The following is a 24,389-nucleotide window of genomic DNA, read 5'->3' as shown; positions in this document are numbered from 1 at the left end:
GCATGAGTCGCAGTGGGCGGCGATGACCCGGGTTGCGGAGCTGCTCGGGGTCGGCACCCCGGAGACGGGGTCTGCAAGTGGGTCCGTCAGGCACAGGTCGACGCGGGCGCCCGGCCAGGGGCCACGAGCGAGGAATCGGCCGAGGTCCGCCGGTTGAAGCGGGAGAACGCCGAGCTCAAGCGCGCGAACTCGATTCTGAAGGCCGCAGCGGCTTTCTTCGGTGCCGAGCTCGACCGGCCCTCCCGGTGATCGTGGACTTCATCCGCGTACACGCCGACCGCCGTGAACCTGGTGGCCTGCGTTGGGGTGTCGAGCCCATCTGCCGAGTGCTCACCGAGCACGGGCTGCGGGTTGCCCCGTCGACGTTCTACGAGCACGTTGGGAAGACGCCGACCGCTCGCGAGCAGCGTGATGAGTTCCTGGTGAGGCAGATTCGTCGGGTCCACGCCGCCAAGTACGGGGTGTGCGGCGCTCGTAAGGTCTGGCTGCAGCTGAATCGGGAGGGTATCGCGGTGGCGCGGTGCACCGTGGAGCGCCTCATGAAGGCTGAGGGGCTCGCCGGTGCGGTCCGCGGGAAGGTCAAGAAGACGACGATCCCCGATCCGGCTGCGGAGCGTGCGCGGGATCTGGTCGGCCGCAACTTCGCCCCGGCCGTGCCGGACCGGCTGTGGGTGGCCGACATGACCTACGTCTCGACGTGGTCGGGGTGGGTGTACGTCGCGTTCGTGACCGACGCCTACGCCCGCCGGATCCTGGGCTGGCGGTGTGGGACGTCGATGACGACCCAGATCGTCCTGGACGCGCTCGAGCAGGCGGTATGGACCCGTCAGCGTGACGGTCGACCGCTGGATTCGGTTGTAGCACATCACGATCGCGGGTCGCAGTACGTCAGCATTCGTGACACCGAGCGGCTGGCCGAGGCCGGGGACGCCGCCTCGGTCGGGACCGTCGGCGACTCGTATGACAACGCTCTCGCCGAGACGGTCAACGGCCTGTACAAGACCGAGCTGATCACACCGCGCAAGCCATGGAAGACCCTCGACGACGTCGAGTACGCGACCGCCGAGTGGGTTGACTGGTTCAACCACCGCCGGCTGTACGAGTACTGCGGCGACATCCCACCCATCGAAGCCGAGGACCTCTACTACGCTCGAAACCAAGCCCAGCACGAGCTGGAGCCGTCAAACCAGTAAGTCCCCGGACTCGCCGGGGCGGTTCAGTCCGAGCGCACCACTCGTCGTGCGGTCGCGAAGGTCAAGCAGGCGTATCGGGCCTGAGTTGCGACGGGGAAATACCGATGCGTCTCCGATGATGGCGGCGATGTGCCAGTCCGATCGGAAACGTTCGAATGCTGCAGCTGCCCGGGTGAACGCATCCATCGATGCTCGTCTAGCCACCGAGCCGCTGACTGCACTAGACAGCGTCGACCAATCACGGAATATCGACGTCAGTTCGGCGTGGAACTGATCAATTGGGGTGTTGCGATTACTCTTACGCACAATCAGCTCACCTCGAAGCCCGACTGGTCGAACTTGAGCGTCCGGGCGTTCTCCGCGACGGTGCGCACGCGGCTGTCGCTGAAGCCGCCGGCGTCGGTGGCCTCGATCTCGATCCGCACGGTCACGCTGGTGTTCTCGCCCGATCGAAGGTGTGCGAGCACCTCGTCGGCGACGTTCTTGAACTCCAGGGCAATCTTGTCGGAGTTGAGGGTCTTGACGCCGTAGAAGCGCGTTGGCCAGACGATGTCGACCTTCGGCGAAGGGCTGGGGCCGGGCTGAGGGGTGGGCGAAGGGCCTAGGCCCGGCTCAACGTCGGGGCCGGGAGCGGGCGCCGGACCGGGCTCTTCCGAGCGCTGCTTCTGCGCAACGTCCGGACGGACCAGAAGGAGCGAGTCGGTCGCGACCGGAGGGCTCTCCCTGTCCTCCGGCGTCCAGAGTCCGATGTACCGACCAGCCGACTCGTCGAAGCCAGCTGCCAGCGCGAAGGCATCCGTCTGCCAGATCATCGGCAGGTCGAGGATGCCCGTGTCGAGAACCGACCGGTCACGCAGGCGTGGCATGTACGGGTACTGCGAGTAGAGCCCCCACAGCGACCCGAGGGAAACATGGCCGGCCTTCCATATCCGCGGAACCTTGCCGATCGCGAGCCGGATCGTCGCCGCTGCCTGGCGGGTGGACAGATCGCCGTCATTCCCGAGGCGCCGAGACACACGGTCCGCAAGCGAGTCTGACTGTCCCTCGACCTTGGTCTCCCTGACCAGGAACGGCGCGCCGGGATTCGGCTGGGCCGGCACGAGCGCCCACGTGAACGTCTGGAGCAGGCGCGACGTGACCGTCTGGTTTGCCTGCGTCGCCCGTTGCGACGCCTGGTTCTTCTGGTTCTGCGTGAGGTCGAGGTCCGCCTCGTTCGACAGGACGTGCTTCCAACCGAGGTAGTCGCGAGTTGCGTTGTCTAGCTCTTCGAGGCGCGCCTCGTCGGCGGCCAGATAGACGAGCGCGTTCCGATGGGTTCGGTTCGAGCTGCCGCGGTGCTCGGTGGCCTTGTGGGCGAAGTCTTTGGCCGCGGACTCTGCGCCGCGCTTGTGGGCGACCTTGGGGTGGAGGATGACGAGGCGGGTCTCGTCGGTGTCGGGGATGTCGGCGTTCGACTCCGGGCAGACGTGGACGCCGGCGAAGTCGCCGCGCTTGCGGCCCTGGTCCTGGAGCCGTCGGACGATCTCGGCCCAGACGTCTTCCTTGTGCAGACGTTCGGCCTGGTCTTTCGCGGTGCGCGTGATGTTCGGCTGGACGTCATACCAATACTTGCCCGAGCCCGAGTAGAAGTACGTCGCGCGGTCGCTTAACTGGGTCAGCACGGAATGGAAGTTGCCGGGGACATCGCCGGGGATGGCGGTTCCGAGGAACACACGCTGCGTGCCGATGCCCTTGTGGACCGAGCCCGGAGCGATCGTCGGCGCAGCACCGAAGAACACCGAGCGTGCGAGGCGCTTGGTCAGCGCACGCTGGCCGAAGAGCGGCTTCTCCTTGTCGATGCGGGCCGGCTCGGAGTTAGGGCCGTCAACGTCGGCGTCGATGATCGCCTTCCAGGAATCCTGGAGGTACTGCGTGAGTTCGGAGTTCACGTTCGACGTGGCCAGTGGAATCGATGCGGGCATGATCATCGGCGATTGGTCCTCGCCCGTCCACAGGGCGTGGATGACCGTGCTCATCAGACGGAGGACGCCTCGGGTGCGCTGGAAGCGCTCCAGTGACGACCACTCCTCGTAGAGGGTGTCGAACAGCTCCGGATGGATCGGGTACGTCCGCTTGATCCGGTCCTCGTAAGCGGCGTCGCGTGCTTCCCGAGGGAAATCGTCGGAGAACTTGCGGTACATCTCGAGGTACGCCCGAGCGGTAGCGCCGATGGCTGCCAGGGCGACTGCATCCGGCTGCTTGAAGAGCCGTTGCTTGACGATGTGATAAGCCTCGTCAGACGACGCCGGGCGCCACTGGTCAGCCACACGGCGAACGACGTTCTGGAGGCGCTTGAGAGCTTCCAGGCCATTCTGGCCACCGACCTCTTCGGCGTTGCCGGCGACGATCTCGTCGTTGGCGTCCCCGGTCTCCGAGGCTGGGATTGAGATGGCGAGCAGGACGCCCTCGGTGCCCTTGGCAGCCTCGGTGAGCGACTGGGCGAAGGTGAACTGGTCGTCGAAGGTGCCGCCCGCCAGATCATCGCGGCCCACGAGCGAGCGCGCGTACGCGACCCACTCGTCGATGAGGATTACGGCCGGGGCGTACTTGGCGAGCAACTCGTGGAGGGCGCCACCGGGGTGAGTCCTGTCCCGGTCCGCCTTGGCTACCAGCGCGTACGCCTCGGGCCCCCCCAGCTGCCACGCGAGCTCGCCCCAGATCGTATTGACGTGGGTGCCGTCGTCCTTGGTCACTCCGGACGGGCTGAAGTGGTTGCCGACGATAGCGACGCGGTTGACCTCGGTGGCCGAGTAGCCGTTGGCAGTCAGGAGTTCCTGGGTCTCTTGCGGGAAGTTGCCAACGGGCAGGCCGGCGGCCAAATGCCACAGCGAGAGCATCGAGTGGGTCTTACCGCCACCGAAGTTGGTCTGCAGGTTGATGACCGGAGAAGCGTTGTCGTCGCCCGCGAGTCGACGGACGGCGCGGCCGATGAGGTCGCGAAGGCCTTCGGTCAGGTAGGTGCGCCGGAAGAATTCGACCGGGTCGGCGTAGTCGGAGTCGACCTCACCGCCCGTGGCGACCGTGTAGAGGTCGGCTGCGAACTCGGACGCGTGGAAGTTGCCGGTGGCGACGTCGTCGTGGGGCAGGAGGACCTCACGCCAAGGGCGCAGGCCAGCGGCCTCGGGGTTGTCAACGGCGGCCTTCAGGACCTTCTTGTCGTCCTTGTCGGCAGTGACACGGCGCAGGTTGAGCCGGATGCCGCGGACCTCATCTGCTTCGTTGGCGGCGCCAATTAGCTTGAGAAGTCGCTCGCCGGTGTCGAGTGCCCGGTAGGCGTCGTCATCGGTGAAAGTCTTGTTGTGGGCCCACTCGTTGCGGACCTCGCGGAGTTCGCTGGCGAAGGTTTCTCCGGTGCGGCCAATGGCCTGGTTGAAGGGGTACCAACCGGGCTTCAACCCGGCGGTGATGTTGCCCTCGGTGAGGATCCGGAACTGCACCTGGGTATCGAGCGCGTCGTAGGTCTTCGTCGAAGGTGCGCCGTTCTTGCTGTCCTTCGCCTGCACCAGCTTAGTCCACACAGCGCCGAGCGACGGATCGCCTTGACCAATGACGGTCGAGATGAAGTCGTCGAGTGCCGGCGCGAGCACCTGGAACATGCGGTCGATGCGGTCGCGGTTACTCAGTGCCATGTCAATCGTTCTCCGTGACGGTGTCGTCTTCGAGCTCGTCAGGTTCGAAGTAAGCCGAGTCTTCCTCGGCGAAGCCTTGGTCGATGTCGCGCTGGACGTTCTTGCCGATGGCGGCCTCGACGAGCTTGCACAGGCTCTCGCGACGGGCCTTGAAGAAGGCCTCGAAGTCGTCTGCACGCAGAAGTTCAGCAGGAACGAGGTGCGTTCCCAACAGCTCGTTGAGGCGCGGCGATTCGAGCTGAGCGCGCGACTCGATCACGGTCAGGTACGACGACGGCGCAGCCCCGCCGATCGTCCGGTTCGTACGGGCGCTGAGCGTCGTCTTGTTGACGATGCTCTCGCGGTGCTCGTCGTCGATGCCGGTGTCGTTGCACCACTTCTGCGGGAAGATGTGGTGGATGTCGACGGCGAGGTCGACGTACTGGACCTTGTCGAGCGCCTTGTCTTCCATCCAGTCGCGCGCGCCGCCGGCGAGGATGAGCGCGGCGATGCCCTTGTAGGCAGCCGCGTTCCGGGTTCGGAGCGAGTGGAGACGCGACTCGGTGAAGTTCGCGTCATGAACGGTTCGCGGAACCGGCTTGGACTCGTCACGAGTCCACGCCGGAACCATCTCGATGTCGCGCGCGAACCGCGTCTCGATCGCCGAGCCATACAGCTCGCCGAGCACTCCGCACCAGTACCAGCGGATCAGTCGCTCGCTCACGCTGATGAGGTCGGCGTCCTTGCCGAGGACGACCTTGATCGCAGCGAGAGGGACCAGCTGCTTCGGGTACGGCACGTCTCGCGGGGCGAAGATGTGCCGGTCGGCAAGGAACGTGGCAGCCCAGAGGAACGCCTCGCGGAGCTGGTCCCGCCACTCCAAGTAATCCGCCAAGGTGAGCTTTAGAACGTCCTCGCGCTTCGCGGAGATCGCGGGCGGCCGGTCAGAGGTGTCCGCGAGGTTCCGCTTGCGGGTGGTGAGCATCGTGATGGCCTGCAGGAAGTCGGTGTTCTCGACGGCAGCGAGGACCGGGTAAGACGACCACTTGAGCTGGGTCTCCTTCCAGTCGTCGTTCAGACGGAAGTCCTCGCCCGACTTCTTGAAGTACCCGGCGTCGCCCGCAAAGACGGCCGTGAGCAGCTCGAACACATTCAGCGGGAGTCCGCCGATGTTGACCTTCTCGAAGACCGTGGCCACGGCGGCCTTGTCGGTGCTCTCGTCGAGCACGATAGCCGGGATGTCGTAGGTCGCTGCCGGCTTGATGAACTGCTCGTGGAAGCGTTTCCCGAGCTCGCGGTCCTCAAGCTCTAGAATCCAGCTCATGTAGTCGCCATACAGCAGATGGAGCGGGAAGTAGCCGTGCTCGCGCTGCTTGTTGTGGTCGCTCAGGTCCAGGACCACGTCCTTGCCGAAGTTCGTTCGAACCACACCGTCCGCAGGAATGCTGAGGAGCGCCTCATCCACACGGTTCGAGTCGCTCAGCGCGGTGTCCATGTGCACGAGGTATCGGCGGTCGAGCAGCTTGCCGCGACTGTCCTTCGTCGCAACAGCACCGTCGCCACTGAGTGCTTGAGTCAGCGAGGTCAGACGTTGTTGCCCGTCGAGCAGAAGGAACTTGGCCTCGGTTCCCGCTGCCAAGCCCACGCCCTCGATCGCGCGGGGCTTGAAGCGGACCTGGGTGTTGCCGGTCTTCAGGAGCATGACTGCACCAAGCGGGTGCCCACGCAGGACCGTGACGAGCAACTGGCGGATGCGCTCGTCTTCCCACTTGTAGCCGCGCTGGAAGTCGGGGAGCTGAATCTCGCCGGACCGCGTCCACGTCAGGTATTCGCCGAGCTCATACATCGGCGTCAGAAAGCCCATGTCAGTCGTCTCCCTCGTTGAAGTCAAAGGCGTCCTGCTGGGCGGCTGGCTTTTGAACCGATCGAGCGACCTCAAGGATCTCGGGCCATGTCGTGACCAGCGTGTTAAAGCTGAGTGCGTCCTTCGTCCAGCCGTTGGCTTCGGCGATGCGGAACAGGAGGTGAGCGAGCTCCTTAACCAAGTCGGCGTCGACGGCGTCGTCGGGGCGGGTCAGCGCGGCCTGGAGGAAGTCGCCAGCAGGCGCGATGCCATCGCGCTCCAGCACCCGGATGAGGTGGTGGAGCGCCTCCCAGTCGCTCGTCTGGCGGTCCTTCATTGCGTCGTAGTTCGTGGGCAGGTCCTCTGGCCTGAAAAGTCGAACATGACCAGCCCGTTTCGTCAGGATTCCTTCACGCTCCATTTCGTCCACGGAGGTGTTACGTCCACGGGCCAGATCGTCCGCGTCCCCAAACAGACCAGATTGGTAGCCGCGGTGCCGGTACCACTGGAGAGCGAATCGCGTCGGCGCATCGAAGTCGCCCTCCTGCTCGTTCAGGAGCTCGTCGAGGACATCGTTGATACGCAGCAATGCCGCGGCGGCCGACATCGGTGTCCCGTTGGCTTCCAGCACCGCACTGAATCGACTGAACACCTCGATTCCCGGACCAATCGCTGCCTGCTGCATGTCGACCGGCGCTACGCCGGACAGTTCGAGGTCTTTGAGGGCTTCCGCGAGGTGGGCGCGAAGATCCGTCAGGAACGTCGGCACCGTCACCCTTGGCGCCTCCGTCGGCCGGGGGCGCAGCACGAGGACACTTGACGTAGACATGGAATTCGTGCCGATGGCAACCCGCCGGCTCACGTTCTCGGTGCGGATTGGCCATGTGCGTACGACCGACCAACCTTCGTCGATCATCGCCTGAAGGATGGTCGACCACCGGCTGTTGCCCTGTCCAAGGCTCTCCGCCTGCTTCGAGGCGTAGTAGACGACCACGGGAAAGTCGGACGCCACGGAGTCACGAAAGTGGGCGAAGACGTCACGGAATCCGTCGAGGAAGTCGGTAGCAGCAGCATCGTTTCCACCCGAGCGGTGAGCGTTAGCGACGAGCTCTTCCTCCTTCGGGACGAGAATCGTGCCGTACAGCTCAGGGAAAATATCGCCCAGCATTCGGCGCTGCCAAACGTAGAAGAAGTCCGACAGGTCCGAGTAGTCGATGTTGTCAAAGTACGGAGGGTCGGTGGCAACAACCAATCCGGCAATAGGCGCGTTGCGCGCGTCCGCCATGACAACCCTGTGCTGGCCACGGAGGGAGGCGAGCTTCAGCGGCGAGACGATGTTCCGCAGGCAAGCCAGGAACGAACCGCTATTTCCATCGCCAAGGACATTGGCTTCAGAAACGTCCCATGCCATGCCCATCGCTTGGCCTGAGTACATCTGTTGGGATACCTGGCCGGTGGATTCCCAGGAACATTGATTGTTTGACCAGTTGGCCAACCTACTCACCGCCAAGGCGAGATACACCGCGACTGCTTCGCTGTAGGCAACAGCGCCATCTCCGCCTTGAGCGAGCGTGTCGCCCTCGGGGAGGCCCATGGCCAGCGCCTCGGCATACACATTCTTGCGGGCCTCCTCGACGAGGTCGCTGAATGTCGTCACGGCGAGTAGCTGTCGGTCTGTAAAGAGGTCAGAGAAGTCCGTGAGCCCATAGAGCGGAGGTGAGAACCACCGCGGATTGGTCGAAATCGCGCCTGAGATCGAATCCAGGGGGCGCTCTACGCGGGCCGCGGCGCGGTGTTCCGCAGTGGGAGAAAAGTACTCCCGGGCCCTGCCCCCGTCTGCGGCTATCGCCGTCAAGGTCAAACTCATTCGACCAGCCGACGCTTCATCGCGGACGTGCGCAACCGCGATGGCGGTTCCGCAACTCAAGCACTCCGTTCCCGTGCGGCCGGACATCGTTCCGCGATTCAGCAAGTCGTGCCGGTTCTTGCTGATCGAAAACTCGAAGCGGCTCCCTCCGCGAGCGACAGAATCGTGGACGATCTGCGGGACCATGACGACTTCCCTGCCTCGCTTCTTAGCGAGGGTCCACTTACTGACCAACGGAACCTGGATCTGACAAGCGGGGTTCGGACACGCAACCTGACGTGCCCAAACCCACGCGAGCACGGTGTGGCCCTCGATTGTTGGGTAGTGCCGCCCCAATCGAGCCCGCGCCTCGGTGAGCATCCACTCCCCATACGTTTCAATGTCGGCGACTAGCCCAGCGGTCCCGCTCCTCAGCGCAAGCTGCGCGCCTCTTGCATGAGGATTCACAGGCTCCCTATCAAGGAACCTTGTCGGAACATCCACGAGTGCCCTGGACAGAGCGACCGCTACTGGGTTGAGGTCACTCGAAGCCGAGTTGACGCCAAGCTGGGCGGCGGCAAGCGCAAGCGACCCTCCGCCGATGAACGGGTCCGTGACGGTGGCGTCAGGAAGAACCGCACGAAGGTCCGCGAGGAACTGTGGGGTTGGCCGCACGACCTCGTCCCACTCCACAGACCGCTCGATCAGGGCGTGGAGTCGAGCTCGCTCAGCTCGAACGTCCTCCTCGGTCGGGAACGCTTCCGGGCGCGAGGACGGGTCATCAACCAGTTGGGCGATCAACATGGCGCGTGCAGCCGTGACGGGCTTCCGCGACCACCATTGGTGCAGGTTCTGGGGCTTGCCGACCTTTCGATTCTTCTCCGCGAAGGAGGCGACGTTGATAGCTTCCAGCGGCAGAGCCACCTCGATCAGCTTGCGCTTGTGCACTAGTTCCTCGACCCTCCGTGCCCGCGATGACGGGCGAACCTTACCGATGATGCGGCGCGTGATGTGTGCATGAACTTACCGTTGGAGCCCGACGCCTTGGGTGGAACGGGAGTAAATGGTGGGGCCCGCCGGCGTCAGAAGGGCGCGGTGCCCTTTGCCCAGGTCTTAGCCCAGTCGCCTCGGATCCCGGTGGCCTCGAAGTCGCCGAGGTCCGTGGTAGCGAACGGGTCGCCGAGATAGCGGACCTGGTCGTAGTGGGCACCCCGCTGATCGACCCAGACGAGCGCGAGTCGGTAGCGCGGTACGGCGTTCTTGCCAGTCATGACCTCGTTATGGGTGACGAAGAACTCCTTCGAGCCCTCGATCCGCGCCTTGACCTCGATCCGGTAGGTGTCGCCGTTGGCGTCGGTGGACAGGATGTCGAAGCCCTTGTTGTTGAACGCCTGCTCGACGGGCTTGCGGCCGAGTTCTCGCTCGCGGGCGAGGACGAGGTCGACGCCGCGGCGTTCGACGGCCTTGGTCTCCTTCGCGTGGATTGGCGCGGTCGCGGGGAGCTCGCCTTCGAGCATCCCGATCGGTAGCACCAGTGCCGCGGTGACGATATGCGGCGGTTTCGTCGACATCCGCTGCTGCTGGTCGAGCAGCGCGATGCGCCTGCGGAGTCGTGAGTCGAGTTCGACGGCCTTGCGGTTGAGGCTGTCGGAGGACTCCTTTGGCTTCTCGCCCTTCTGTTCCTTCTCCGATGCGACGGCGGCGTCTAACAGTAGTCGATCGCTTTCGGCGCTCAAGCGCCTGGTGACCAGGTCGCGCGCCTTGGTCAGTTCGTTGAGACGCCGCGGTTGGACCTCGGCGAGGTACTCGGGCAACTGATTGGCGATGATCCAACTCGTCGCCTTGTCCTCGGCGTCGCCGAGCCAGCTCAGGCCCCGGGCGGCGTCCGTTGCCGGACCGGGCGGTGCTGCGACGCAGTCCAGGTACGGCGCCGGCCCGGCGGGGCTGACGGTGCCGAAGCTGTCGACGTAGGCGTAGCCGAAGCGTCGGGCCACCGATTCGCCGGTCGCATCGGCGACCTCTTCGATGACCCCGACTAGGAGTTGCGGCTCCTCTAGCGTGGACGAGACAAGCACAGTGCCCTGGTTGAGCGCCCCACGGAAGTTGCGAATGGCCTCGCTCATTACCGCGTCGTGGAGCGGGTGGCCGGGTGCGAGGAGGTCCGCGCGGGTGAGGTCGTCGGGCTGGACGTGGCTGAGATCGAAAGTGACCCGGTCGTACTTGGTGGCGATGGTTCCTGTGCCTGCCGAGCGGATGTGCTGGGGCACGTTGGCAATCTCGTAGCGCCCCTGCTCGCGCTTGACGATCCGGCCCCCAAGCTTCGTGAAGGCTGCCTTGAAAGCGAGTTCGATGTAGTGCGGCTGCAGCCTCCGTGCTCGTGCTTCGTCCATCGCGGCTCGGAGTGCGTGCAGGTCCGCGTCCGCGAGGTGGTCGGACGCGAGTGCGCGCTCATCGAGCAGGCCTTTGAGTCCGTCGCCGACGGTGGCGTCGATGACCTCGTGCATCTTGGCGCGCACATCGGGACGTTCGCCGTACTGGATTGCGTCGAGCAGCAGGTTGCGCAGCGGCCTCTCGCTGAACGATTCACCCAGCACGTCAAATACCTTGCCACCGTATGTCTGACGCATCTGCTCAAGCTTCTCCAACAGTCTGGTGAAGACCTCACCCTCGCGCGTGTTCGCGGCGACCAGGTTCCACAGGCGGCAGACCTCTTCCTGACCGATGCGATGGATACGGCCGAAGCGCTGCTCGATGCGGTTGGGGTTCCACGGCAGGTCGTAGTTGACCATCAGGTGCGCGGCCTGGAGGTTGAGGCCCTCGCCGGCGGCGTCGGTGGCGAGGAGGATCTGGACGTCGCGGTTCTTGGTGAACTCCTCGGTGATCTGGCGACGTTCGCCGCGTCGTACGCCGCCGTGGATGGCCTTGACCGCGTCGGGCTTGCCGAGCAGGGAGCCGATCTTGGATTGGAGGTAGTCGAGGGTGTCGCGGTGCTCGGTGAAGATGATGAACTTCCGCGGCCGGCCGTTGGCATCGGTGGCCAGCGCGTTGTCCTGGAGGATGGTCGAGAGTTCGGTCCACTTGCGGTCGGTACCGGCCTCGCGCACCAGCCGCGCCGTCTTGACGAGCTCGCCGAGTTCGATGAGCTCGGCGTTGAGCTCCTCGACGGTCTGCGCCGCCGTAGCGGCATCGAGGAGTTCCTCTTCGGCCGCCTCGATCTCTTCGGCGTTGAACTCGTCGTCGTCGATTTCGTTCAGGTCGATGTCGGGCTCGACCTCGCGGTAGGTGCCGTTGAGGATCTCCTGCTTCTTGCGCTCAAGTCGTTCGGTGCGACGTACGAGGCTCTTGTAGATCGCTTCGGGGCTGGAGGCGAGACGGCGCTGGAGGACGGTGAGGGCGAACCCGACGGTGTTCTTGCGCTTGCCGCCGATGCGCTCAGCGCGGTTCATCCCTTCCCGCACGTAGTGGGTGACGTTCTCGTACAGGTCCTGCTCCAGAGCGGTGAGCTCGTAGGGGGCGGTCTCGGCGATGCGCTCAGGGAACAGCTTCCTGCCCTCGAAGGTGAGCAGGTCCTCCTTCACCATGCGGCGCATGACGCCTGAGACGTCGACCGACTCCTTCTGCCTGCCCTCGAACCGATCGCGGTCCAACAGTGTCATGAAGAGTTGAAAGTCCTCTTCCTTGCCCGAGTGCGGGGTTGCGGTCATCAGCAGCAGGTGGCGGGTGACCTGGCCCAGCAGCTCACCGAGAAGGAATCGCTTGGTCTTCTCCAACTCCCCGCCGAAGTAGTGCGCCCCCATGCGGTGCGCCTCGTCGACGATGATCAGGTCCCACTCGGTCTTCTTGAGCTGGGCCTGGAGCGCCTCGTTGCGGGAGAGCTGATCCATCCGCGCGATCAGCAGCGGGGTGGTCTCGAAGACGTTGAGGTTGATGTTGGCGTCGATCAGCTGGCTGGTCAGTAGGTCGAACCGGAGCCCGAACTTGAAAAACAATTCGTCTTGCCACTGCTCCACCAGGCCACCCGGCGCGACGATCAGGCACTGCTTCACGTCATCGCGGAGCAGCAACTCCTTGATATAAAGGCCAGCCATGATCGTCTTGCCCGCGCCAGGGTCATCGGCCAGCAGGAACCTCAGCGGGGTCCGCGGGAGCAGTTCGCCGTAGACCGCGCGGATCTGGTGCGGGAGCGGCTGCACGTTACTCGTGGCCACCGCGAGCATCGGATCGAACAACCCCGCCAAGGTGATGCGCTGGGCTTCGGCGACCAGCTTGAAGTCGCTCGACTCGGCGTCGAAGGCGCGCCTTCCAGTCTGGCTGACGGAGAGGCTTCCCTCGTCCTTGCGGAACGCGACCTGCTGCCCGAGTTCACCTTCGGGATTCTTGTAGGTCAACTCCAGCGCATCGGCGCCGTGCCAGTTCACGGCAAGAATAGTCACAAACGCGCCAGGAACAAGCCCATCAATTCGTAGGCCAGGCTGGAGCCCTTCCAGCAGCACACGCACCTCCGCGATCGTCGTTGGCTTAACCATAGCGGCGCGCGATGACAGCAGAACCGCGACGCGGCGTGACGCACAGCGCCGAGGGAGGTTCTGGGACGTGGCACGTCGGGTCGCTACCGTTGACCTCATCAACATCCGCAGGCCGACCACCTGCCGAGTGCGTCGGGAGACGCACACGAGAAGGGCCGCCGGAGGCGGCAGGCAGATTCGGGACGGTCGGCAGGAGAAGAATGGTGGGCAACGAGGGCAGGTCGCAGGTGCGGCTCCGCCGCGCCGCGGTCCGGTCTGCGCCGTTGCCTTGGTGTACCCGTGGAGCCGCCCATGCGATAGGCGGTCCAGGTTGGTGCCCCACCATGTGCCCAGACACGGCAAAGGCCGGGATTCGCACTCCCGGCCAGCCGCTCGGACGACGAGTTCGCACCTTGTGGTCCGCTTCGAAACTTCCCGTCTCAAGGAGGAGCTTCTACGTGCCATCGTCTCGCCCTGCCCGGCGCCGTGGCAACGAGCAATGCCGTCAGTCGGCCCTGACGGCGGCGCGAGCCGTCGAGCAGTACCGCCCCTAGCTGGCCACCCAGGAGGAGCCTGACCCAAAGCATGCCCCACCGGCACGACCACCCCTCACGACCGGGTCCGCCACGACCGCATCGACCCCTCCGGCAAAGTCACCCTGAGCATCAACGGCCACCTCTATAAGATCGGCATGGGCCGAACCCCCGTCCCCCTGCTCGTCCACGACCTCCACGTCCGCGTCGGCGACGCCACCATCGGCGAGCTTGCGCGACCTCAACATCGACCCCACCGAGACCTACCAAGCCCTGAACCCACAGGAAACCCCCGAGCCGGGGGCTCGGGGGTTTCGTATGTCCTGAAACAGGACAAGTGGTGTCCGAGGGGGGACTTGAACCCCCACGCCCGATAAAGGGCACTAGCACCTCAAGCTAGCGCGTCTGCCATTCCGCCACCCGGACAGGTGGTGCTGCGCCTGGTGGAAACCACCGGGGCAACGACGTGAAACTCTAGCAGACGCAGCACCGATCACCGAATCGCGAGGCGCGGTCCGTCAGCGGCTGCGACGGCCTGCCGAGGAGCCCGACGAGAACGCCGCGGCGCCGCCGGTGCGGGCCGGACGGGCACCGCCGCGGGAGCCACCGCCGGACGCGCCCTGGCGGGGCTGGCCGGCGGACTGCTGACGCTGCTGGCCACCCTGACGGGCGCCGGAGCCGCCCTGGGCGGTGCCTGAGCCGGAGCCCTGACGGCGACCCTGCGACTGGCCCGTGCGGCTGCCGCCACCCTGGCGTGCGCCACCGCCGGAGCGACCGCCGGGGCGGCCTCCCCCACGACGGCCCGAGCCCTGCTGGGCGTCAGGAGAGACGACCGTGGCGTCGGTGGGCGCGGCATACGTGCGCTCCCCCGGCACGAGACGGCGCAGGAGCGCGTGGTCCGGGCCGACGCGCGTGGTGGTCGGCTTGATGCCGGCCGCGCGGGTCAGGTCGCGGACGTCCTTGACCTGGTCGTCCAGCATCATCGTGACGACGGTGCCGGCGGCCCCGGCGCGCGCGGTGCGACCCGAGCGGTGCAGGTAGGCCTTGTGCTCGACCGGCGGGTCGGCGTGGATGACCAGCGCGACGTCGTCGACGTGGATGCCGCGGGCGGCGATGTCGGTGGCGACGAGCGTCTGGACGGTGCCGGAGTGGAACGCGTCGAGGTTGCGGGTGCGCGCCCCCTGCCCGAGGTTGCCGTGCAGCTCGACGGCGGGGACGCCGGATCGGTTGAGCTGCTTGGTGAGCTTCTTGGCGCCGTACTTGGTGCGGGTGAACACGACCGTGCGGCCGGGGCCTGCGGTCAGGTCGACCAGCACGGGCAGGCGGTCGTCGGTGTGGACGTGCAGCACGTGGTGGTCCATGGCCGACACGGGCGACTGCGCCGAGTCGGCGTGGTGGGTGACCGGGTCGTGCAGGTAGCGCTTGGCCAGCACGTCGACCCCGGCGTCCAGCGTCGCGGAGAACAGCATGCGCTGACCGCGCTCGGGCGTGCGGTCGAGCAGGCGCTTGACGGTGGGCAGGAAGCCCAGGTCGGCCATGTGGTCGGCCTCGTCCAGGATCGTGATCTCGATCCCCCCGAGGTCGCACAGACCCTGCTGGACGAGGTCCTGCAGCCGACCGGGGCAGGCGATGAGGATGTCGACGCCACGCTTGAGCGCCGACACCTGCGGGCCCTGGCCGACCCCGCCGAAGACGGTCAGCGTGCGCTGGCCCTCGGCCGCGACGAGCGGCGCGGCGGCCGCCTCGATCTGGGTGGCGAGCTCACGGGTCGGCGCCAGGATCAGCGCGCGGGGGCGGCTCGGGGTGCGGCGGCTGCCTGACGACGCGAGGCGCGTCACGAGCGGCAGCAGGAACGCGTAGGTCTTGCCGGAGCCGGTGCGGCCCCGACCGAGGACGTCGCGGCCGGCGAGCGAGTCCGGCAGGGTGACGGCCTGGATGGGCGTCGGCTCGGTGATGCCCTTGCCCTCCAGGACAGAGGACAGGGACGTGGGCACGCCGAGGCGCGCAAAAGCATTGTTGCTCAAAAGATCTCCGTAAGACGGCGAGCGTCTCGCCGGGCACGAGCGACGCGATGACGCATCGACGTGTGCACCTGGCGCGCCGGCACGAGCCGACGAGCGTGACCGGGGTGAGGACACCGGTCGTGACACCTGCAGCCCGAGGCAAGACAGGGCGGACCGCTGCCCTCACCCTACGCCATCGACGGAGAGGTTCTGGTCAGCCGCGCTCAGAGACGCTCAGAGACGCTCAGTGACGTTCAGCGACGCACGTGGCGATAGACGCGCGAGGCCGCCACCGCACCCACCGTGAGCGTCGTCGCGAGGCAGCCGATCGGCAGGGGCAGGCAGCAGCCACCGACGGAGACGGAGGTGCCGTTGCGGGTGCGCGTGCTCCAGTGCGGGAAGGGGAAGAGCCTCGGGCCGGACCGGCCGGACTCCTGCGCCTCGTACTGGCCCTGCTGGCCGCCATACTGCCCCTGCTGTCCACCGAGCTGATCACCCTGCTGGCCGTAGGCGTCCGTCGGGCGGTTGGCGTAGGCGTCACCGCGGCGCGGGTCGTAGGCGTCGCCGGGGCGCGGGTCGTAGGCGTCGCCGGGCCGGGGGTCGTAGGGGCCGGAACCGGGCTGCGGGGGGTAGGTCATGGCAGGTCGGATACCCCGACCGCCCGGGGCCTCAACCCTCGGGCTCCGACCAGCGCGGGCGCGCGGGCGTGAGGAAGCAGACACGATCCTCCGGTCGACAACCCCCGGGGGCGGGTCTTGGATTGACCCATGAGCGACGTCAACGAACCCGTGCAGCAGATGACCGAGGAGCAGTGCTGGGAGCGGCTGGGGTCCACCACCTTCGGCCGACTCGCCACCGCCGCCGTCGGGGACGTGCAGATCACCCCCATCAACTACGTCGTCCACGACGGGCGCCTCGTGTTCCGCACCGCCGAGGGCAGCAAGCTCGCCTCCCTGGTCGTGGCCTCGCGGGTCGCCATCGAGATCGACGACGTCACCACCCAGACCGCGTGGAGCGTCATCGGCAAGGGCGACGCGCACGTGGTGCACAACATGGACGAGGCCGACCGGCTCGAGGAGCTCGGCCTGCACCCGTGGGTGGATACGCGCAAGGAGGTCTTCGTCCTCGTGGAGCTCGACGAGGTCTCCGGGCGCGTCTTCGCCCTCGCCCGCTGACCCCGCCCGACGTCGACGGGCGCCGCCCGTTACCCTCGTCCCTGTGGAGACCAGCGTCTATGTCGCGTCCGCCGAGGGCCACAGCGGTAAGTCCGCCGTGGCCCTCGGGCTGCTCGAGTCCCTGACCCGGCGCTATGCCCGGGTCGCGGTCTATCGACCCGTGACCGAGGGGGTGCCCGAGGACGACACGGTCCTCGCGACCGTCCTGTCGCGCAGCTCGGTGCCGTTGTCGCCGGCCGAGGCGGTGGGCGTGTCGTACGACGACGTCCACCAGGACCCGGACGGCGCGCTGTCCCGGATCGTCGAGCGCTACCACGAGATCCAGCACGGCGCCGACATTGTCCTCGTGCTCGGCTCCGACTTCACCGACGTCACCAGCCCGACAGAGTTCTCCTACAACGCCCGGATCGCCGCCAACCTCGCGGCCCCGGTCCTGCTCGTCGTCGGCGCGCACGGCCGCGAGACCGAGGACGTCGCCACCGTCGTCGAGATGGCCCTCACCGAGCTGCGCACCAACTCCGCCACTCCCCTGGCCGTCGTCGTCAACCGCGCCGACGCCGCTGCGGAGGACCTCCGTGCGGCGGTCCAGGGCGTGACGGCGGGCTCCGCGGGAGGCGCCGGCCTGCCGACATACGTCATCCCGGCCTCGACGGTGCTGTCCGCCCCGACGGTCCGCGACCTGCTCAAGGCCACCGACGCAGAGCTGATCTCCGGGGACGAGTCGCTGCTCGACCGCGAGGCGCTCGCCTTCGTGACCGCGGCGATGACCATGCCCAACGTGCTCGACCGGCTGCTCGACGAGTCCCTCGTGCTGACCCCCGGCGACCGGGCCGACGTGCTGCTGAGCGTGCTGCTCGCGCACCAGTCGAGCACCTTCCCGAGCATCGCCGGCGTCATGCTCAACGGCGGCTTCGAGCTGCCCCCGCAGGTGCGCCGGCTGATCGACGGCCTCGGCTCGAGCCTGCCGATCATGACCACGCAGGGCGGCACCCACGACACCGTCATGGCGCTGAGCGGGGTCCGCGGCCGGATGACGCCCGCCTCGACCCGCAAGGTCGCCACCGCCGTCGAGCTGTTCGCCGAGCACGTCGACACCGACGCGCTGCTCGGCCACCTGCGCGAGCCGCACCCCTCGATCGTCACGCCGCTGATGTTCGAGCACCGCCTCCTCGAGCAGGCCCGCGCCGCCGACCGCCACATCGTGCTGCCGGAGGGGCAGGACGACCGGATCCTGCGCGCCACCGAGATCCTGCTCAGCCGCAAGACGGTGCGCATCACGCTGCTCGGCGTCGCCGACGAGCTGCAGGCGCGGGCGCGCGAGATCGGCGTCGACCTGACCGGCGCCCAGATCATCGACCCCCAGGACCCTGACCACGTCGAGCGGTTCGCGGCGCGCTATGCCGAGCTGCGGGCGCACAAGGGCATGACTGTCGAGCGGGCCCGCGAGGTCGTGATCGACCCGTCCTACTTCGGCACGATGATGGTGCTGATGGGCGAGGCCGACGGCATGGTCTCCGGCGCGGTCAACACCACGGCCCACACGATCCGGCCGGCCCTCGAGGTCGTCAAGACCAATCCCGGTGTCTCCGTGGTCAGCTCGAGCTTCCTCATGTGCCTCAAGGACCACGTGACGGTGTATGGCGACTGCGCCGTCAACCCCGACCCCGACGCCGAGCAGCTCGCCGACATCGCCATCTCCTCGGCGCAGACCGCCACGGCGTTCGGGATCGAGCCGCGCGTGGCGATGCTGTCCTACTCCACCGGCACGTCCGGGTCCGGCGCCGACGTCGACAAGGTCCGCGCGGCGACCGAGATCGTGCGCCGCCGCGCGCCGGAGCTGCTCGTCGAGGGACCGATCCAGTTCGACGCCGCCGTGGACCCCGCGGTCGGGTCGAGCAAGGCGCCCGGCTCCGCCGTCGCCGGGCAGGCGACCGTGCTGATCTTCCCCGACCTCAACACCGGCAACAACACCTACAAGGCCGTCCAGCGGACCGCCGGCGCCGTGGCGATCGGCCCGGTGCTGCAGGGCCTGCGCAAGCCGGTCAACGACCTGTCCCGCGGCGCCACCCTGCGCGACATCGTCAACACGGTGGCGATCACCGCCATCCAGTCCACCCTGCCCGCGCCGGCCGCCCAGCTGGCCGAGACCCCCTGACCAGCCCGCCCCGCCAGCCAGAGAGTCACACCCATGCCTTCGGTCCTCGTCCTCAACGCCGGGTCGTCCTCGCTGAAGTACCAGCTCGTCCAGGTCGGCACGCGTGACGTGCTCGCCGTCGGGCTGGTCGAGGCGATCGGGCTGCCCAGCGCCAAGATCACCCACACCGGCGGCGGCGACAAGGTCGCCAAGGCCATCGACTGCCCCGACCACAAGGCCGCCATCGCCGCCGTGGTCGAGATGTTCGACCGCGTCGGGCCGAGGCTCGCTGACGCCGAGCTCGTGGCGGTCGGCCACCGCGTCGTCCACGGCGGCGAGAAGTTCAGTGACGCCGTCCTCGTCACCGACGAGCTGCTGGACACGCTCGACGAGCTGACGCCGCTCGCGCCGCTGCACAACCCCGCCAACCTCGTCGGGCTGCGCGCCGCGCTCGAGCTCTTTCCCGACCTGCCGCAGGTGGGCGTCTTCGACACCGCCTTCCACCAGACGATGCCGGACTACGCCTACACCTACGCCGTCCCGCACGCGTGGCGCGAGCAGCACGGCGTGCGGCGCTACGGCTTCCACGGCACCTCGCACCTCTACGTCTCGCAGGAGGCCGCGCGGATGCTCGGCAAGGACCCGAGCGAGGTCAGCGTCATCGTCCTGCACCTCGGCAACGGCGCCTCCGTCACCGCCGTCAAGGGCGGCGTCAGCATCGACACGTCGATGGGCCTCACCCCGCTCGAGGGCCTGGTCATGGGCACCCGCAGCGGCGACATCGACCCCGCGATCCCGATGCACATGGTCCGCGCCGCCGGCCTGACCATGGAGGAGGTCGACCACGCGCTCTACAAGGAGTCGGGGCTCAAGGGCCTGACCGGGCACAGCGACAGCCGCGACGTCGAGGACCTGCGCGCCTCCGGCGACGACCGCGCCCGCCTCGCGCAGGAGGTGTCGACCTACCGGCTCAAGAAGTACATCGGCGCCTACGCCGCCGCCATGGGGTCGCTCGACGCCATCGCCTTCACCGGCGGCATCGGTGAGAACTCCGTCGTCGTGCGGCGCATGGCGACCGAGGGCCTCGGCATCCTCGGCATCGAGGTCGACCCCGAGCTCAACGCCGGCCGCTCCAAGCACGCGCACGACATCGCCACCGCGGACTCCCGGGTGCGCGTCTTCGTCATACCGACCGACGAGGAGGGCGAGATCGCCCGCCAGACCTATGCGGTCGCCAAGGACGCCGGGCGCGTATGACGGCCGCCCGCCGATGATCTCTCCCACCGCGATCCCGCGGGTGACGGCGACGCGCTACGTCCTGCCCCTGCGCGAGGGCGGCTCGCTGCCGGGCCTCGTGGAGGCGTCCGACGACGGCACGTACGTCATGAAGCTGACCGGCGCCGGCCAGGGGCCGCGCGTGCTCGTGGCCGAGGTCATCGTCGCCGGGCTCGCCCGCGCCCTCGACATCCCCACGCCGGAGCTCGTGGTGCTGGAGCTGCACGAGGCGATCGCGCGGTTCGAGGCGGACGAGGAGGTCCAGGACGTCCTGACCGCGAGCCTCGGCCCCAACCTCGGGGTGGACTTCCTGCCGGGTGCCTTCGGGTATGACGGGTCCCAGCCGCCGGATGCGGCTCTGGCCGGGCGGATCCTGTGGCTGGACGCGCTCACCGCCAACGTCGACCGCACGTGGAGCAACCCCAACCTGCTGCGCTGGCACGGCCAGACGTGGGCGATCGACCACGGGGCGGCGCTGTACTTCCACCACTCGTGGCCGTCCCGCGGCGTCGACCCCGCCCGGTTCGCCGCGCAGCCCTACGACGCCGAGCGGCACATCCTGCGCGGCCCGGCGGGTGACGTGTCGGCGCTCGACGGTGCGTGCGCTGCGGTGCTGACGCCGGACGTGGTGCGGGCAGCCGTCGAGGCGGTGCCCGCCGAGTGGCTGCACCCCGTCGAGGGCCTCGCCGGCCTGGACTCCCCGTCGGCCGTGCGTGCGGCATACGTCGACTGCCTGCTCGCCCGGCTGGCCGACCGCTCGGCCTGGCTGCCCGGCCCGCCCGCGGGACCGCCGAGCGAAGGACCGGAGGACCTGGCCCGGTCCCAGGAGGCCCGCCGGCGGTGGACCCGATGAGCGAGCCGGCCCGGCGCCTCGTCCCGACCGCCGACGCCGAGCGCTCCCCCTGGTTCGCCTACCAGTACCTCGTGCTGCGCGCCGTCCCCCGCGTCGAGCGCGAGGAGTTCGTCAACGTCGGGGTCGTGCTCTACAGCCAGGACGCGGGCTTCCTCGACGCGGCCGTGCACGTCGACGCGTCGCGGCTGCGGGCTCTCTGCGCGGACGTCGACCTCGACGCGCTGGGCGACGGGCTTGAGACGGTTCGTGCCGTATGCCGTGGCGAGGCCGTCGCAGGGCTGGACGCAGCGGCCCGGCCCTGGCGCAGGTTCGGCTGGCTGGAGGCGCCCCGCAGCACGGTGATCCAGCCGTCACGCCCCCACGGCGGGCTCACCCGCGACCCCGCGGCCGAGCTGACCACCCTGCTCGACCGCCTCGTCCGCTAGCCGCGAGCACTGCGCTGGGCCCTGCCAGCGCTCGCGCCGTGGCCAACGGGTGGGTTCCACCACCGTCATCGGTGGCCTTCTCCACCCGTTGCCGCGAGCGCTGCCCGCGAGGTGGGTCGCGTGGTTAACGGGTGGAATCCGCCACCGTCATCGGTGGCCTTCTCCACCCGTTGCTGCGAGGCGCTGCCCGCGAGGTGGGCCGCGTAGCTAACGGGTGGATTCCGCCACCGTCATCGGTGGTCTTCTCCACCCGTTACCGCGAAGGCATCGAGGTCGAAGCCCTGGCCGGCCGGGTCTCCATCCCGCCCATCTCCAGAGGACTCGTTGCGTGTGCCGCCTCGTCCGGCTGCGGGTCCTCCTACCAGGATCAGGTCGCGGCGGGGTGCGCCCGCTGAGAATTGCGCCGAGCGGGGAAGTCTCGAACTGTTATGGCCGCAGCCGCCGCCAAAAGGGTCCCCGCGACGACATACTGCGCCGGCCCGAAGGGGCCGCCCGTCTCGTCGATCGAGACGTTGAACGACGCAAGGTGCCACGGACCAATGAGGAGTGCGCTCAAGGCGACAGCCGACATCACGTGCTCTGTGGGTGTCGCTGTGTCCTGGGCAAAGTCGGGCGCCATCAGCGCGGTCACCCACGCGAAACCCATCAAGGGCCAGACCAGGTCGGCAATCGCACCCAGACCGTCATTCAGGTTGTAGACGGTGGAGGAGGGGTACTGCACCGCGAGGTCCCAGACGAACAGACACCCGAGGGCGGGAACCAGCCCGACGATCGCTGTCCACCATCGGCCTCGGCTCAGCCCGAGGAGGAGGAAGCCGACCGCCATGGCGAGGTAGGCCGAGGGGTGGGAGTCGACCAGGAAGATGACACCGGCGACGCCGAACGAGGCTGCACATGCCAGCGAGATGGCGCGGCGGGTTCGGCTCATGCCGTCAGTGTCCCGAGCCCGGGCACGGATGGCAAAGCTCAGTCCGCAGGCCGACCCCGCCGGCCTCGCCACCGTCCGACGTCACGATCCGGGGCGCCAGACGCCCCGGATGTAGCAGAAGAGTCACCATGGATCGATGGAGACGGTTGGACTACGTGAGCTGAGGCAGGACGCCTCCGGGCTTGTGCGGCGCGTCGAGCGAGGCGAGGAGATCGTCATCACCGTCTCTGGCAGGCCCAGCGCCAGACTCGTGCCGGCCCAGGAGACCCGCTGGCGCCGGTGGGAGGACGTCGCGGACCTGTTCGCTGGACCGGGCGACCCGGACTGGAAGGCAGACAGAGAGCTGCTCGACGACACCAGGCGAGACCCGTGGGGCGACCAGTGAACGGTCGACCCCAGACGAAAGAACGGGGCCTGCTCGACACACGTGTGGTGATTGCGAGCGACGCCGACTACGTGCCAGGCGTCCTGGCCATCAGCGCCGCCACCTTGGCAGAGCTGCACTTCGGAGTCCTCGTAGCGAGCTCTGCGCAGGTGCGCGCCGAGCGGCTCAGGCGCTTGAGCCTCCTCCAACGTCGGTTCGACGCCCTACCCCTCGACGAGGCAGTCGCGGCCAGCTACGGACGACTCGCCGCCGCCTTCGTCGAAGCCGGTCGCCAGCCTCGCCGACGCACCATGGATCTGCTCATCGCGGCGACAGCCCACGCCCACGATGCCGTCCTCTACACCCGCAACCCGGACGACTTCGCCGGCCTAGAAGGACTGATCGACGTTCGTGTGGTGTGACGAACCGCGGCACGCGCGGGTGCAGGACAAGCAGCGGTGTGCGCACACTGCGCTGTCCGACGGAGCACGTAGGCGCTCATCCCTCCGCACCCGTGGCACAGTCGTCTCATGAGTTCGGCAGACCACACTCCTCGGGAGCCGAGGCTGGAACCCCTCGGCTGGTGCTGCGGCCGTGGCGACCGAGCGAGTCGCCGGTCCTCCGCGAGCTGTGGAGCGAGCGAGACCCGCGGGTGCCGCCCCACCGGCGGATCGGTGACGATGGGAGCCCTACGGTCGAGCAGCTGGCCCAGTCGATCCTCTCCCATCCACCTACGTCGCTCGGGCTCCTCGCTGTCGAGCTCGCGGAGAACGGGGAGGTCATCGGCTCCTGCGGGTTGGCGGACGGCGCACGTCCTGGCCCAGGTGAGCCAGAGCTGGCCTTTGAGCTGCTGCGCCGCCATTGGGACCGGGGCTATGCCACCGAGGCGTCGCATGCGGTCCTCGGCTGGGCCAGATCGTCGGGACATCGACGCCTTTGGGCGACGGTTTGGGACTGGAACAGCGCCTCCCGGCGAGTTCTGGCCAAGCTGGGATTCGCCGAGACCGGGGAGCGTGAGCTGGACGCGTCCGGTGGAACCTCGCTGCTCCTCGTTCGACAGCTCTGAACACACCGCGTATGTCGCAGACGGGTCCTCGCTGACCGGTGAACAGCGCTCCAGGCCGTCACAGGTCCATGAGCAGGGCAAGGGTCTCGCGGACCTCACCCAGGGACACCGGGCCGACGTTCCCCGTGCGTGCATGGATGCGACTCGTGGCCACCGACCGCACGTGCTGACACTGCGCTGCAGACGGCTCAGCGAGCTGGTTGTGCTCGTCTGGGTCGAGGCGGACCTCGCTGCGGCTCTGGCGGATAGGGCCCCGTTGAGTGGTGGGCTTTGAGGTGATGCTCGTTGCCTACCGGTCGCTCTTTTCGAGGGCGACGGTCTCAGTATCGCGGGTTGGGTAGAGCTTGGCCATGGAGCCTTCGCAGAGGTAGCGGCGGTCATCGACCTGCCATTCGTCGTGGGTGTCGGCCAGGACGGCTCCGATGAGGCGGATGACGGCGGCTTCGTTCGGGAAGATGCCTACGACGCGGGAGCGTCGCTTGATCTCCTTGTTCAGCCGCTCAAGGGGGTTGGTGGACCAGATCTTGCGTCAGTGCTCGCGCGGGAACGCCGCGAAGGCGAGCACTTCCGCCTTGGCGCCGTCCATCAGTGGGCCGGTC

Annotated in this window: 18 protein-coding genes, 1 tRNA gene and 1 pseudogene; 9 read left to right on the top strand and 11 right to left on the bottom strand. The window is 67.7% G+C overall.

Going from position 1 to position 24,389, the window contains the following annotated elements:
* Positions 1–86 precede the first annotated feature (86 nt).
* Entirely contained in the window at positions 87–446 is a 360-nt protein-coding gene (locus K313_RS24960) for a hypothetical protein (protein WP_476692353.1), read from the bottom strand.
* Between K313_RS24960 and K313_RS0116915 the strand changes: the two genes are divergently transcribed.
* Complete coding sequence (locus K313_RS0116915; RefSeq protein ID WP_476692352.1) at positions 327–1,193, top strand: IS3 family transposase; 867 nt, start codon at positions 327–329, stop codon at positions 1,191–1,193. The genes K313_RS24960 and K313_RS0116915 overlap by 120 nt on opposite strands.
* 308 nt (positions 1,194–1,501) lie before the next feature.
* On the opposite strand, the gene K313_RS0116910 is transcribed toward K313_RS0116915, so the two are convergent.
* From K313_RS0116910 to K313_RS0116875, 7 genes are all read right to left on the bottom strand, one after another.
* Positions 1,502–4,861 (bottom strand): Swt1 family HEPN domain-containing protein, encoded by a 3,360-nt coding sequence (locus K313_RS0116910; protein ID WP_029212622.1) that lies wholly within the window; start codon positions 4,859–4,861, stop codon positions 1,502–1,504.
* A gap of 1 nt (position 4,862) precedes the next feature.
* Positions 4,863–6,704: a GmrSD restriction endonuclease domain-containing protein gene (locus K313_RS0116905; protein ID WP_029212621.1), complete on the bottom strand. Its 1,842-nt coding sequence runs from the start codon at positions 6,702–6,704 to the stop codon at positions 4,863–4,865.
* Between the two features lies 1 nt (position 6,705).
* Positions 6,706–9,477 (bottom strand): DUF1156 domain-containing protein, encoded by a 2,772-nt coding sequence (locus K313_RS0116900; RefSeq protein ID WP_029212620.1) that lies wholly within the window; start codon positions 9,475–9,477, stop codon positions 6,706–6,708.
* A 134-nt stretch (positions 9,478–9,611) separates the two neighbouring features.
* On the bottom strand, positions 9,612–13,028 hold the full coding sequence (locus K313_RS0116895; protein ID WP_240484002.1) for a helicase-related protein: 3,417 nt from the start codon (positions 13,026–13,028) through the stop codon (positions 9,612–9,614).
* Positions 13,029–13,905: 877 nt separating this feature from the next.
* Positions 13,906–13,993 (bottom strand) — tRNA-Leu (locus K313_RS0116885).
* Between the two features lie 92 nt (positions 13,994–14,085).
* A complete protein-coding gene (locus tag K313_RS0116880; protein WP_029212617.1) occupies positions 14,086–15,591 on the bottom strand; it encodes a DEAD/DEAH box helicase in 1,506 nt (501 codons plus the stop codon).
* Positions 15,592–15,824: 233 nt separating this feature from the next.
* On the bottom strand, positions 15,825–16,208 hold the full coding sequence (locus K313_RS0116875) for a hypothetical protein (RefSeq protein ID WP_029212616.1): 384 nt from the start codon (positions 16,206–16,208) through the stop codon (positions 15,825–15,827).
* A 129-nt stretch (positions 16,209–16,337) separates the two neighbouring features.
* Between K313_RS0116875 and K313_RS0116870 the strand changes: the two genes are divergently transcribed.
* The 5 genes from K313_RS0116870 to K313_RS0116850 are packed head-to-tail and all read left to right on the top strand — an operon-like array spanning position 16,338 to position 21,432.
* The gene (locus tag K313_RS0116870) at positions 16,338–16,745 is read left to right on the top strand and encodes a pyridoxamine 5'-phosphate oxidase family protein (protein ID WP_029212615.1); all 408 of its coding nucleotides are present in this window, start codon (positions 16,338–16,340) and stop codon (positions 16,743–16,745) included.
* 43 nt (positions 16,746–16,788) lie between these two features.
* Positions 16,789–18,900 (top strand): phosphate acetyltransferase, encoded by a 2,112-nt coding sequence (pta, locus tag K313_RS0116865; protein ID WP_029212614.1) that lies wholly within the window; start codon positions 16,789–16,791, stop codon positions 18,898–18,900.
* Between the two features lie 33 nt (positions 18,901–18,933).
* The gene (locus tag K313_RS0116860; RefSeq protein WP_029212613.1) at positions 18,934–20,136 is read left to right on the top strand and encodes an acetate/propionate family kinase; all 1,203 of its coding nucleotides are present in this window, start codon (positions 18,934–18,936) and stop codon (positions 20,134–20,136) included.
* Between the two features lie 13 nt (positions 20,137–20,149).
* Positions 20,150–21,007: a HipA family kinase gene (locus K313_RS0116855; protein WP_051274193.1), complete on the top strand. Its 858-nt coding sequence runs from the start codon at positions 20,150–20,152 to the stop codon at positions 21,005–21,007.
* Complete coding sequence (locus K313_RS0116850) at positions 21,004–21,432, top strand: DUF3037 domain-containing protein (protein WP_084412975.1); 429 nt, start codon at positions 21,004–21,006, stop codon at positions 21,430–21,432. The genes K313_RS0116855 and K313_RS0116850 overlap by 4 nt, the downstream gene beginning before the upstream one ends.
* Before the next feature lie 367 nt (positions 21,433–21,799).
* Here the strand turns inward: K313_RS0116850 and K313_RS0116840 are convergent, their stop codons facing one another.
* Positions 21,800–22,360, bottom strand: coding sequence for a hypothetical protein (locus K313_RS0116840; RefSeq protein ID WP_156911443.1), 561 nt, complete (start codon positions 22,358–22,360; stop codon positions 21,800–21,802).
* 136 nt (positions 22,361–22,496) lie between these two features.
* Here K313_RS0116840 and K313_RS0116835 point away from each other — a divergent pair, with 136 nt between their 5' ends.
* The 3 genes from K313_RS0116835 to K313_RS0116825 are packed head-to-tail and all read left to right on the top strand — an operon-like array spanning position 22,497 to position 23,790.
* The gene (locus K313_RS0116835) at positions 22,497–22,745 is read left to right on the top strand and encodes a type II toxin-antitoxin system Phd/YefM family antitoxin (RefSeq protein WP_029212609.1); all 249 of its coding nucleotides are present in this window, start codon (positions 22,497–22,499) and stop codon (positions 22,743–22,745) included.
* A 47-nt stretch (positions 22,746–22,792) separates the two neighbouring features.
* Positions 22,793–23,146 carry a PIN domain-containing protein gene (locus K313_RS0116830; protein ID WP_240484001.1) on the top strand — a complete coding sequence of 118 codons (354 nt, stop codon included), beginning with the start codon at positions 22,793–22,795 and terminating at the stop codon, positions 23,144–23,146.
* Positions 23,143–23,790 carry a GNAT family N-acetyltransferase gene (locus K313_RS0116825; RefSeq protein WP_084412973.1) on the top strand — a complete coding sequence of 216 codons (648 nt, stop codon included), beginning with the start codon at positions 23,143–23,145 and terminating at the stop codon, positions 23,788–23,790. Before K313_RS0116830 ends, K313_RS0116825 begins: the two co-directional genes overlap by 4 nt.
* Positions 23,791–23,848: 58 nt before the next feature.
* Here K313_RS0116825 and K313_RS23215 read toward each other — a convergent pair whose 3' ends face one another.
* On the bottom strand, positions 23,849–24,070 hold the full coding sequence (locus K313_RS23215; protein WP_156911444.1) for a type II toxin-antitoxin system PemK/MazF family toxin: 222 nt from the start codon (positions 24,068–24,070) through the stop codon (positions 23,849–23,851).
* A 9-nt stretch (positions 24,071–24,079) separates the two neighbouring features.
* Positions 24,080–24,389, bottom strand: a pseudogene (locus K313_RS23210) (transposase); the annotation flags it as partial.

The sequence above is a fragment of the Arsenicicoccus bolidensis DSM 15745 genome, from assembly GCF_000426385.1.
GTDB classification, from domain to species: Bacteria; Actinomycetota; Actinomycetes; order Actinomycetales; family Dermatophilaceae; genus Arsenicicoccus; species Arsenicicoccus bolidensis.
This window is presented reverse-complemented; position numbering and strand designations above follow the sequence as displayed.